The sequence below is a fragment of the Aeromonas sp. R1-2 genome, from assembly GCF_040908505.1.
Lineage (GTDB): Bacteria > Pseudomonadota > Gammaproteobacteria > Enterobacterales > Aeromonadaceae > Aeromonas > Aeromonas veronii.
The window spans coordinates 70,596-81,283 of record NZ_JBFODU010000011.1 but is presented as its reverse complement, the minus strand read 5'-3'; the positions used below and the strand labels follow the sequence as shown (position 1 = coordinate 81,283).

At 56.8% G+C, this 10,688-nt stretch carries 11 protein-coding genes; 6 read left to right on the top strand and 5 right to left on the bottom strand.

Features of this window, described 5'->3' with window-relative positions; translation table 11 throughout:
- Window positions 1-86 precede the first annotated feature (86 nt).
- Together AB5Y76_RS03470 and AB5Y76_RS03465 are read right to left on the bottom strand one after the other, a co-directional pair.
- On the bottom strand, window positions 87-1,001 hold the full coding sequence (locus tag AB5Y76_RS03470) for a Gfo/Idh/MocA family protein (RefSeq protein WP_263717916.1): 915 nt from the start codon (window positions 999-1,001) through the stop codon (window positions 87-89).
- A gap of 128 nt (window positions 1,002-1,129) precedes the next feature.
- Complete coding sequence (locus tag AB5Y76_RS03465; RefSeq protein ID WP_263717917.1) at window positions 1,130-2,011, bottom strand: LysR family transcriptional regulator; 882 nt, start codon at window positions 2,009-2,011, stop codon at window positions 1,130-1,132.
- A 105-nt stretch (window positions 2,012-2,116) separates the two neighbouring features.
- Between AB5Y76_RS03465 and AB5Y76_RS03460 the strand changes: the two genes are divergently transcribed.
- Complete coding sequence (locus tag AB5Y76_RS03460; RefSeq protein WP_033113045.1) at window positions 2,117-2,725, top strand: short chain dehydrogenase; 609 nt, start codon at window positions 2,117-2,119, stop codon at window positions 2,723-2,725.
- Window positions 2,726-2,897: 172 nt separating this feature from the next.
- Here the strand turns inward: AB5Y76_RS03460 and AB5Y76_RS03455 are convergent, their stop codons facing one another.
- Window positions 2,898-4,079, bottom strand: a complete 1,182-nt coding sequence (locus tag AB5Y76_RS03455) for a M28 family metallopeptidase (protein ID WP_368177674.1) — start codon at window positions 4,077-4,079, stop codon at window positions 2,898-2,900.
- 335 nt (window positions 4,080-4,414) lie between these two features.
- On the opposite strand from AB5Y76_RS03455, the gene AB5Y76_RS03450 reads away from it, so the two are divergent.
- The 3 genes from AB5Y76_RS03450 (at window position 4,415) to AB5Y76_RS03440 (ending at window position 6,691) form a co-directional block, all read left to right on the top strand.
- Window positions 4,415-4,948 (top strand): DinB family protein, encoded by a 534-nt coding sequence (locus AB5Y76_RS03450; RefSeq protein WP_263717919.1) that lies wholly within the window; start codon window positions 4,415-4,417, stop codon window positions 4,946-4,948.
- A complete protein-coding gene (locus tag AB5Y76_RS03445) occupies window positions 4,945-5,370 on the top strand; it encodes a hypothetical protein (RefSeq protein ID WP_263717920.1) in 426 nt (141 codons plus the stop codon). The genes AB5Y76_RS03450 and AB5Y76_RS03445 overlap by 4 nt, the downstream gene beginning before the upstream one ends.
- Window positions 5,371-5,818: 448 nt before the next feature.
- A complete protein-coding gene (locus AB5Y76_RS03440) occupies window positions 5,819-6,691 on the top strand; it encodes a hypothetical protein (RefSeq protein WP_263717921.1) in 873 nt (290 codons plus the stop codon).
- Between the two features lie 187 nt (window positions 6,692-6,878).
- Here AB5Y76_RS03440 and AB5Y76_RS03435 read toward each other — a convergent pair whose 3' ends face one another.
- Window positions 6,879-7,100 carry a hypothetical protein gene (locus AB5Y76_RS03435; RefSeq protein WP_234898153.1) on the bottom strand — a complete coding sequence of 74 codons (222 nt, stop codon included), beginning with the start codon at window positions 7,098-7,100 and terminating at the stop codon, window positions 6,879-6,881.
- A gap of 12 nt (window positions 7,101-7,112) precedes the next feature.
- Here AB5Y76_RS03435 and AB5Y76_RS03430 point away from each other — a divergent pair, with 12 nt between their 5' ends.
- Window positions 7,113-8,156, top strand: a complete 1,044-nt coding sequence (locus AB5Y76_RS03430; RefSeq protein WP_263717950.1) for an AraC family transcriptional regulator — start codon at window positions 7,113-7,115, stop codon at window positions 8,154-8,156.
- A gap of 1 nt (window position 8,157) precedes the next feature.
- Here the strand turns inward: AB5Y76_RS03430 and AB5Y76_RS03425 are convergent, their stop codons facing one another.
- Window positions 8,158-8,385 carry a hypothetical protein gene (locus AB5Y76_RS03425; RefSeq protein ID WP_263717922.1) on the bottom strand — a complete coding sequence of 76 codons (228 nt, stop codon included), beginning with the start codon at window positions 8,383-8,385 and terminating at the stop codon, window positions 8,158-8,160.
- Between the two features lie 221 nt (window positions 8,386-8,606).
- Between AB5Y76_RS03425 and AB5Y76_RS03420 the strand changes: the two genes are divergently transcribed.
- Window positions 8,607-10,106: a histidine phosphatase family protein gene (locus tag AB5Y76_RS03420; protein ID WP_263717923.1), complete on the top strand. Its 1,500-nt coding sequence runs from the start codon at window positions 8,607-8,609 to the stop codon at window positions 10,104-10,106.
- The last annotated feature ends 582 nt before the right edge of the window (window positions 10,107-10,688 follow it).

The window sequence follows — 10,688 nt, the reverse complement described above, 5'->3', positions numbered from 1 at the left end:
GGGGGCCGCAACTGCGGCCCCCCGTTGTGTTTGATGCGCTATCTTCGCGCATCTCGTATTCATATCCCTCAGGCTTCCAACCAGCCTTATCCCCGCTTGTCAGCCTGCGCCACCAACTGCTCCGCCAGCCGGTGACCGTGCAGGTAGGAGGCAATCAACTCGCTATCCGCCTTGCCCGATTCAATCTGCTGATACCAGTGCTCCAGCATGGCGGCAAAGCCGCGCTGGGCCAGCACCGGCTGCCAATCGTTGGGGCTAAGCATCTGCGCCGTCTTGTCGCGGGCTATGATGCCGCGGGTGCAGTTCTCAAGGTGCAGGGAGAGATTGTCGCCATAGGCGTCGATGCGCTCCTCGGTGATGCCGGCGCTGCGGTTCATGCTGCCGCTGATGGCGCGATCCCCGCTCTGCCAGCTGACGCTTACCCCGGCCAACAGGCTGCTGTCCTTCGTATCCGGTCGCAATACCGCATGAAAGTCGCCGCCCGGCACGCCGCCATAGAAGCAAAGGCTGTCGAGCACATGGATAAAGTCATCGAACAGAAAATCCCGTGCCTTGCCGGGCAGGGCGAAGCGGTGCTTTTGCCAGTTCAGCTCGGTGAGCGGCTGGGCGCGCGCCTCGGCCATGGCGGGCAGATAGCGGCGGTTAAAGCCGGTAAAGAGGGCGCAATCCTGCGCGATGGCGAGGTTGGCCAGCGCCTCGGCCTCGGCCAGATTGTCGCACAGGGGCTTGTCGACAAAGGTGGGGATCCCTGCCCGCAGGCACTGCTCGGCCAGCTCACGGTGCACGGCGGTGGCGGCGTGGATCATCACGGCGTCGGGGCGGCTGGCCAGCAGGGCTGCCACATCGGTAAAGCACTCGGCGATCCGGTACTGGCGGGCGAGTTTCTCCAGCACCGCCGGATTGCGGGTACAGAGCAGCGGGGTGATCCGCTCGTCGCTCGCCAGCAGCGGCAGATAGGCTTTCTGGGCGATATCCCCCAGACCAATCATGGCAATGCGCATCTCAACTCCTTTTCACTCGATAACGGGACAAGCGGAAAACTGCCCGCACCATCGCAGGATTTCCCCCGCAGATCCAGCCTGCCGTTAGCGCGCTGACTGGCGTGTGCAGCTCTGTGCAAACGGCGGCGTTATCCGGGCATGGCAAGATCGCAGACCGACTTGATCACCTCGGCCAGCCACTCGATAGCGAGATTGCCCTGGCTTTTGCGGTGTCTGCCGACCACCACCTCGAACGGCTGCGGCGCCCCGGCCAGCTCCACGGTGCGAAAATCGCCGAGGGCGGCGATGGCCGACGGAATGCAGGCCGCCACGTCATTGACCGACATAAAGGCTTGCAGCGAGGTGTAACAGGGGAGCGTCGCCACCGCTGCGCTGGCAACCTGCTGCGGGCTCATCTGCCCTTCGAAATTGCCGACGCTGTTGGCGAACTGCACAAAGGGGATGGCCGCCAGATCCTGCGGGGCGTTGTCCGGAAGATATCGGGAGTCGCGGCGCAGCACGCAGCAGTAGTGATCCCGGCGCAGGGTGGCACGCAGCAACCCCGGGTCGAGATAGGCATCAAAGCCAATCACCAGATCGACCTCGCCGCTGGCCAGCGCCTCCAGATGCTGCTCGGCCTGAAAGTCCACCACATCGAGCCGGATGGAGGGCGCCTGACTGCGCAGGGCGCTCGCCAGCCTTGGAATAATGGCGAGCTGGGCATATTCGTTCGCCATCACCCTGAAGGTGCGCTCGCTGCTGGCGGGATCGAAGGGGGCGGCCACAAAAACCCCGTCGATATCGGCCAGGATCTGCTCGAACTTGTCAGCCAGCTCGCAGGCGTAGTCGGTCGGCTGCAACCCGGCGCTCTGGCGGATAAAAAGCTCGGCGGGAAAGAGGTCGCGCAGCTTTTTCAGATGGCTGCTCACCCCCTGTTGGGAGATCTCCAGCAGCTCGGCCACCCGCGACACACTCTTGTATCTCACCAGCAGCACCAGCACCCGCATCTGCCTGATATCGATCTTCTCCACCCTTACCTCACCAATTAAAGTTGTATCACATACAAACCACTCATGATTTACATTGTATCAGTGGCTCTCTAACCTTGCAGCTCTTCCAGCAAAGCGAGGTTAACGATGAAAACAGTCATTCTGATTGGTGCTCAGGGGAAAATGGGGCAAGCCGCCCTCAGTGGTCTGGGCAAGCACAAGGTCATTACCGCCAGCCGCTCCGGCGAGGGATGTGATTTTCAGGTGGATATCACCAGCAGAGAGTCCATCGAGCGGCTCTACCAAAACGTGGGATCCTTCGATGCGGTGGTCAATACCGCCGGCTATTGCGAATACGCCCCCTTTGGCGAGATGAGCGACGAGCAGTGGCAAACCACCATCCAGAGCAAGCTGATGGGGCAGATCAATCTGGTCAATATCGGTCTCAACTACATCAATCAGGGGGGCTCCTTCACCCTGATCTCCGGCATCCTCAATATCAAGCCGATCCCGCTGGCCATTGCCGATGCCACCACCAGCGGCGCCATCGATACCTTTGTCCAGTGCGTGGCCCACGAGCTGCCCCGTGGCATTCGCATCAATGTGGTCAACCCGACCGTACTGGAAGAGGCGTGGGACGTATATGGCGAGATGATGCCGGGCTTCCAGCCGGTGCCGGGCGCCCTGGTCGGCAAGGCGTTTGAGCGCTCCGTCGATGGCTTTATTAGCGGCCAGGTGCTCTATGTCGATGCCTGATACGGTTCAGGTGTGACCCCAATACCTTGGTAATTCCTTGTCGATGTTTTTCCTCTTCCCCGAAAGCGCCAGCTCTCGGGGCTTTTTGTATGGCGGGGGCAAAGCCGCACAGAAGATAGAAAAAAAGGAAGCCGAGACTTCCTTCCTTTTGGCTTTCGCAGTGGCCTGTGACTCAGTTGATCTTGCCCATTTCAACGGCAAAGCTGGTCGCCAGCTGGGCAAACTTGAGAGCGTGGCCAGCCGAGGGATCCGAGTTTTGCAACGTATCCTGCGCCGTGTGGATCCTGGGGTTGTATTCGCTGAAGCGTGACTCGAACGGCATGGCGGCGGGGTAGCCCTGATTGTGCCAGGAGGCGTGATCCGAGCAACCATAGCCACAGCTGTCATAGCCATAGCTGACTTGCGGCAGGTAGGCATCGATCAGCTGGGTGAGGTAGCCGGTCAGCCCCTTGTCGGTGTAGTCGGTCATAAAGACGATGTCGTTCGCCGAGCCCTTGTAGTTGGTCATGTCCAGCTGGAGCGCGGCCAATACCTTGGTGTTGGCCGCCTTGTAGCGGCTGGCGATATCCTTGGAGCCCCGCAAGCCCACCTCCTCTGCCGCATAGCCGATAAATTGCAGGGTGCGCTCCGGCTGGCGGCCCTGCTCGGCGATGACCCGCAGCACCTCGGTCAGGGTGGCGATACCGGAGGCGTCATCATCAGCACCGGGGGCCAGTGTCTTGCTGTTGGGGGCCGAGCCTGCGGTGGAATCGAGATGGCCGCCGAGCACCACCACCTCGTCCGGATAGCGGCTTCCCTTGAGGGTCAGCACCACGGATTGTTGCGGGTAGCCGCTATGTTTGACCCGACTGACGCTGGCCCATGGCAGGGTGCTGCCGAGGCTCTGCCACTGGCTGGCTACCCAGTCGGCGGATTGCGTGCCGGTGGGGGTGGTGTAGTAGCGGTTGCGCCAGCCGGATAGCTTGCTGATGGTGCTGGCGATATTGCCTTGATCCAGATGGGGCAGCAGCCGGTTGACACTGGTCCTCTGGGTCAACGGCGGGGCACTGAACAGGTTTTGGCTAAGGGGCTGAACCATGCTTTGCAGCGCATCGGCCAGGGTCGTGTGCACCACATAGCCTCCGCAACGCTGGTGGCCTTCGTGCATCAGGTGCGAGAGGGAGCCAAGCTCGCTTGCCTCAATCTGGGCCTGCTGGATAGGCGCCCCGCTGGCACTGAACAGGGGGGAGAGCTTGGCATTGACCTGCTTGAGTTCAACCCCGCTATCGGCCCCAATCGTGATCCACACGGGTGCCCCCGCCTGAACGGCAAGGGGAATCAGGGGGAGTAAAAGGGCTGCAGTCATCGCTTTCATTTCGGATCCTTCCGGTTATGGTTAACAGTAAACAGGCTTGATGGGCCTCATAGGAATACCAACCTAGTCTAGGCACCCACTGCTGTCAAAAAGGCGGATGTCCCGAAAAAGGGCGCTTATTAGCAGCCAAGTGCTCTATGTCGATGCCTGATCCGGTTCAGGTTTGACCCCACTGCCTTTGTAATTCCTTGTCGATGTTTTTCCTCTTCCCCGAAAGCGCCAGCTCTCGGGGCTTTTTGTATGACGGGGGCCAAAGCTGCAACAGAATGGGTTTCGTATTGAGCCCATTCTGGCTAACATGCCACACTTCACGAAGCGACAAAGGCAAGGACGCGATGAGCAACAAGACACTGCAATCCCTCTTTCACTACAAACGCTGGGCCGATAGCGAGCTGCTGGATGCCATCGCCATGCTCGATGCGCAGCAATATGGCGAGGCCCACCACACCTGCCTCAGGATCTTCAACCATATCCATGTGGTCGATGCCATCTTCCAGGCCAATCTGCTGGGGGAAAACCATGGTTTTACCGCCACCAATACGCCGGAGACACCGACCCTCACCGCCCTGCGCAGCGCAGTCACCAAGCTGGATAACTGGCTGGTGGATTACGTCGTAGCGCTGAGCCCGCAAGAGGGGGCAACCCCGCTCTCGTTTCACTTTGTCGATGGTGACAAGGGGCAGATGAGCCGCGATGAAATGCTGCTCCATCTGGTAACTCATGGCGGCTATCACAGGGGAGCCATAGGGCGGATTCTGGTGCAGTGCGGCATCACGCCGCCGCGCGATACCCTGACCACCTTTTTGCATCGCAGCGAGCCCAGGCGGCGGGGTGATGCGCCTCTGGCAGAGGGCGGGGCCCGCCCATGATACGCGCCTATCTGCGGCTCACACCGCTGCTGCTGATTTGGCTGCTAAGCGGCTGCGCCGCCATCGATCACTACGCGGGGCGCTTTCGCAACACCCTGGTATCGGGGGAAACCCGCGCGACCATTCGCGCCGAGCTGGGCGAGCCCCAGCATTGCCAGCAGGCCGCCTTTCTGACCGAGGATAAGGTGCAGGGCTGCGATCGTTTTACCGTGCTCGGCAAGATCCACAAGCGCGCTGACGGCAATGACCAGGCCACGGCAAGCGCCGTGACCATGGGGCTGGGGGAGCTGATCCTGGTGCCGATGACGGTGGCCGGCGTGGCGGCGGACTATACCCAGCGCCATACCATTACCGTCTATTACGATCGGGACGATCACTACCTGTTTCACACCCTGCAGAACGCCAAGGGGCAGGAATATTAGACAATAAGATGCCACCAAAAATTACATTAACTCACCACTATGCTACTTACAGAATTGCTGATCGCCTCTATTTATACCAACCACCGGTATCACCCAACATGAGTGCACAAATCCCAGTAGTTTCAAAAATAGATACCAAAATGAACCTCTGTATGACACCGACTGATAGGGCTGCCTACTCACCCCATAGCTAAATAAGGTGTAGTCAATCTGGCTGATACCGTTAGTACCGCCTAGTTACAAAAATGTTATTACTTGAATTTCTAATTTAATACTTGCCCATACAGCACCAGCCACCTAAAATAACCAAACGAGTCCTACTGAAGGGTGGCAAACTCATTGATTCGCAATGTAGGTTGTCATCGGGGGATTCAAAAATAGAATCTGTGGCATCAGAGCCATACTGGAATTTAAATTCAATTAAAAAACTTATTATAGAGTGGCTATTATGAAATATATAATTCTTTCATTATTACTCCCTATGAGTATTTCGGCAGCCGAACAAGATTACAAGTTAATAAAAGATGAATGGGTTGATGGAAAAATAGATAAAAATACATCGTCATCATCAACAATTTTAACTCACATTGAAGGAAGTGTAATTTCCCCTGGGAGTTCAGGAGATAACATAAATGGTGAGTTTATGGAGGAAAATAAACTCATCCAATTCAAACAAGATATAAATAAAAACATCACATATTATTTAGGCAAGACTATCGCTGAACGACAATATCAAGGTGTTTGGTATGATATGACCGGAAGGGGTGGAGATTTTCGGATTGAGTGGGGTGAGGATAACAATCCAGATTGTCGTTTAGCAACAGAGACTGGATGGTACCACGATCTATATTGCAATGCTGATATTGATGGCGGTGGATGGCGTCTTGTTGCTGTGCGGGCTAATAATACTCCATATGTTCAAGTTGATAAAATAACATCCTTAACAAACAATGAGTATCTCAACCCAGGTGCTTGGGCACAATTAAAGGATGAGTCAACTGAGATTTTATTTATTCAACCAAACACTAAACTATGGGGGATTATGAACATAACTCAAGCCAGTAATGCTGCATTCTGCTCCCCGCTTGATAATAATTTAGGAAAAGCAAAAATAGTTCATGCAGAAAAATATGGTTGTGATGGTGCTAACTTAGATTATACAATTGTTGGTCACCCGAGCAGTAAAGATTATCAAGGTAGTTTCTACGGATATAAGAAGGATGACTGGACCAGTGCTTATCCAAATCTATGGATAAAGTCAAATTGGCATCCTCAAAGACAGTTTGCATATAGTAACCAGTTAATGGTTTTTGTAAGATAAGATTTTTTACTTACTGGGATAAGCCATTTTCCATAAAATGGCTTATTTTTATGACTAAAATAATAAATGTCTTGAATTTCAATAAATCATCGCATCCATCATCCTTTTAACTCTAATTGGTAGATCATCACGCCAGTTCGGTCAGGGTGCCTTACTGGGCCGGCGCATCCTCCCGACGAGCTAGGCCTCATTGACAGCGCAGCGCCGGTTTGTCTTCCAGCAGCCAGGCTATCCAGCGCCGCCGCGAGTTCAGCACAAACCCTTCGTCGGCCGCGATCCCGCTGACGATATGGCCGTCGGCCTCCGGGTCAGCGGCCTCGCGGGAGAAGATGAAGTCGCGGCTGTTCACCCGCTCCCCCTTGCTGAGCGCCACATCGAGCCGCTGCTGGTCAACGGCCTCTCTTTGCACACAGGATACATGATGCTGGCCATACCCATACCCTTTATTGTCTCCTTGCTGCTGGCACTGCTGGCACTGCTGGCTGCCGTGCTGCTAGCGCGCCTCGGGCGGGCGGCCAGAATGACCGCCCTCTTTTTGCTGCTGTGCGCCATCACCACCGGCATGGTGGGGCTGCGCTGGACCTTCGCTCTGGCGCAGCTCACTCTCGTGCAGCCGATCCTCGCCTCGCTTATTTCGGTGGCCGCCTGGCACATCTTCAGCCGGACCAAGGCGCCTAGCGCCCGCTTCTCCTGGCTGCACGGCGTCGGCCCCGCGCTGGTTGCCTTCGGCATGCTGACCCACAACTGGTTGCCACTGGATGGCCTGCTGACCGCCATCTATCTCTGCTACGGCATCGCGCTGGTGCGCTTCTCCGATAAGACACAGCTGCTGCTCTATGTCTCGTTCAATGAGTGGGAGGGGGTCAGGCGGGCAGAACATATCGCGGGCTGGATGCTGCTGTTTTCGGCGGCCATCGACGCCGCCGTCTCCCTCGACTTCGCCTTCAACCAAGGCCAGCTGGCGCCCTATATCCTGTCGCTGGGTCACCTGATGCTGGTGCCCATGCTGGCGGCAGCCGTGGTGATGGTGGGTGTCAATACCGCTGACGCAGAAGAGGAGGAGATGCCCGCCTCCGAGCCCGAGCCTGCGGAGAAAGCGCCACTGCTGGGCGACGATCGTGCACGGGAGATAGTGGCTCTGCTCGATAACCTGATGAAGGAGAAAACCTGCTACCTGGATCCTGAGCTGACCTTGGCCCGCCTCTCACGCAAACTGGGCATTCCCGCAAAGCAGATCTCCAGTGCCGTCAATCTGGTGCGCCAACAGAGCATCCCCAGGGTCATCAACGAATATCGGATTGCCCATGCCAGGCAGGCCCTGCTGAACACGGATGAGAGCATCACCCAGATCTTGATGAACGCCGGTTTTCAGACCAAATCCAATTTCAATCGCGAATTTCAGCGCATCACCGGCCTGACTCCCAGCCAGTTCAGAGCAACCCGCGACCTGTCGGCCGCCTCCTGAGTTAGTCGCCTGCTCTCGTTTGCTCCCGGCAATCTAGCCACTTGCCCACTCTGTCCCCCAGCTCGGAGCAGACCAGAGCTGTCACGGCGGCCCAGAGCATCTGGTTGCCATCAAAACCCGCCTGCTTTTCAAACAGGAAGGGCACCAGCAGATTGAAGCCGATGATCCCGAGCAGCAGCCCAAGGCCACTGCCCACCTTCTCCCTGCGGGATCGCGTTTTTATTGCCATCTGATTGCTCCTGCCAAACACGTCATGAACGGGCCCCAAGCCCATCTATCGGGCAGGCCAAGATAACAGAAGCGCTCCCTGATGGGCATGCTCGCCACGTCTGTCTCCCTACTAATGGCATTCACAACAGTCACCTTCCTGTCATCTGGCTGACATCCCGCGGTCATTTTCAAACCATAGAGTTTTTCACTTATTTTTCATACGGATAGATAAGGAACATCATGACTTTCCCGCGCTCTTCTTATGTGGCTTTGGCCGTCTCGCTGGTCTTGCTTGGCGGCTGCCAGTCAGAGAACGAATCGTCTGCCGACAGCCAGGGCAAAACGGCCTATCAATACAGCACCAAAGCGGTCTACAGCCCGCAGCAGCAGGCGGAGAGCTACGAGCCAGCGCCCCAGGGGTTCAGCCCGGTCTTTACCGAGATGGTGGCGCGCCACGGCTCGCGCTCCCTCTCCAGCCCGAAATATGACGTGCTGACCAAGCTGGTCTGGGAAGAGGCGCAGCGTCAGGGGGCGCTCACCACCCTCGGGCAGGGGCTGGGAGGCAAGGTCGATCTGGTGACGGCCGCCAACCAGAAACTGGGTTATGGCCTGCTCTCGGCGCTGGGCAAGGAGGAGCACGCCAATCTCGCCACCAGGCTGGCGGCGCGGCTGCCGACCCTGCTCAACAGCAGCGAGCCCCACTGCATCAAGGTGGTCACCTCGGGCAAGGACAGGGCCAACGAAAGTGCCTTCTACTTTATGGAGAGCCTCAAGCGCAACGTGAGCTATGTCAGCGACTCGGCGCAGTGCTACCTCACGCAGGATGACCCCTCGAAGATCGACAAAAAGCTGGTCAACAAGTTCGAGCTCTACTTCCACAAGACCACGCCCGAGGGGGATTACGCCCGCTACCTGCCCGCCTATGAGAGCTACCAGCGCTTTATCGGCGACGAAGATGCCGGAATCGCCCCGGCCCCCGAGCTGGCCAGGGCGCTGGATCAGCTTAAAAACCTGAGCAAGACCAAAGAGATGGCCCGCAGCATGCTGGAGCGTATCTACAGCAAGGGCTTTGTCGACTATCTGGCGGGCGGCGTCGAGTTTGTCGCCGTCAATCCGGAAGATGGCGGCATGACCTATGTGCGCGACGAAGTGGATGCCGCCCTGATGCTCTACAACCTCTTTATCATCGGCCCCGGCATGATCCGCGAAGCGCAGGCTCAGGGCAGCGAGCCCTGGGCGCTGGAACAGTTCCTCACCCCACAGGAGTCTGCCTGGTTCTCCTACCTCTCCGATGCGGAAGATTTCTACGAGAAGGGGCCGAGCTTTGCCAACCAGAGCGCCCCCTACGCCATTGCCCAGCCGCTGCTCGACGGCCTGTTTGGCGAAGTGCAGCGTCAGGTCGTGGAGGGTGAGCAGAGCCGACGGGCCACCCTGCGCTTTGCCCACGCCGAGGCCATTATCCCCCTCGCCGCCCTGATGAAGCTGGAAGGGAGCCGTCAGGGGGCCAGCCCGGATCAGCTGTTCAGCCAGCAGAACAACGAGTGGCGCGGCGGCTGGGTCTCCCCCTATACCGCCAATATTCAGTGGGATATCTACCAGAACGGGCAGCGGCAGGTGCTGGTCAAGATGCTCTACAACGAAAAGGAAATCGCCTTTAAAACGGGCTGCCAGCCCTACCAAAGCGGCAGCCACTACTACGACTTCGAGGAGCTCAAGCGCTGCTACGGCTATAACGGCTAACCCCTAGCGCGCCGGATATGGCAACAACAAGGGGCGACCAGCAGGTTGCCCCAATTCACTCCCCTTCCCTGCGTGCCAAAGCGAGATATGGCTATAAAGCCACCTTCCGGTTCCATTTGCTGATCAAGCGCAAAAAATGATTAATTTCTGATGGTTATGTCACTTAAAGGCTCGCCTCGGCAGTTTCGTTTGGCTTACCATGGCCATTCAGAACCTGTTGAACTGCGATGGGTTGCTGCCATCGCTGGTCAAGGGAGCATATTGGAAGCTGTAATCCACGGGCGGTAGCGTGTATTTTATATGTTTTAACAAACTGCATGCACACAAATTTATTTAAGAAGGAAGTATAAATAACTTTTTCGACATCATCTAACGGCCAGTTTTTGTGAGTAAAAACAATTTGTTATTGACTTTCAAATTACATGGCGATATTGTCCACCTCGGCTTATGGGCAGATTTTGGATTGTGTTTCGCAATCAGTGAAAAAAATGTCCCACAGGACTCGCCATATGGCGGATTGACGCAGTGTCGATTCCGAATATAAGTGCATAAGAGTGCCCATAAGCCTTCACTTTAACATTA

Excerpts from the sequence above, each read along its gene's own strand:
- AB5Y76_RS03470 (WP_263717916.1), bottom strand. The coding sequence starts at position 1,001 with ATGCGCATTGCCATGATTGGTCTGGGGGATATCGCCCAGAAAGCCTAT.
- AB5Y76_RS03460 (WP_033113045.1), top strand. The coding sequence starts at position 2,117 with ATGAAAACAGTCATTCTGATTGGTGCTCAGGGGAAAATGGGGCAAGCC.
- AB5Y76_RS03455 (WP_368177674.1), bottom strand. The coding sequence starts at position 4,079 with ATGAAAGCGATGACTGCAGCCCTTTTACTCCCCCTGATTCCCCTTGCC.
- AB5Y76_RS03450 (WP_263717919.1), top strand. The coding sequence starts at position 4,415 with ATGAGCAACAAGACACTGCAATCCCTCTTTCACTACAAACGCTGGGCC.
- AB5Y76_RS03445 (WP_263717920.1), top strand. The coding sequence starts at position 4,945 with ATGATACGCGCCTATCTGCGGCTCACACCGCTGCTGCTGATTTGGCTG.
- AB5Y76_RS03440 (WP_263717921.1), top strand. The coding sequence starts at position 5,819 with ATGAAATATATAATTCTTTCATTATTACTCCCTATGAGTATTTCGGCA.
- AB5Y76_RS03430 (WP_263717950.1), top strand. The coding sequence starts at position 7,113 with ATGCTGGCCATACCCATACCCTTTATTGTCTCCTTGCTGCTGGCACTG.
- AB5Y76_RS03425 (WP_263717922.1), bottom strand. The coding sequence starts at position 8,385 with ATGGCAATAAAAACGCGATCCCGCAGGGAGAAGGTGGGCAGTGGCCTT.
- AB5Y76_RS03420 (WP_263717923.1), top strand. The coding sequence starts at position 8,607 with ATGACTTTCCCGCGCTCTTCTTATGTGGCTTTGGCCGTCTCGCTGGTC.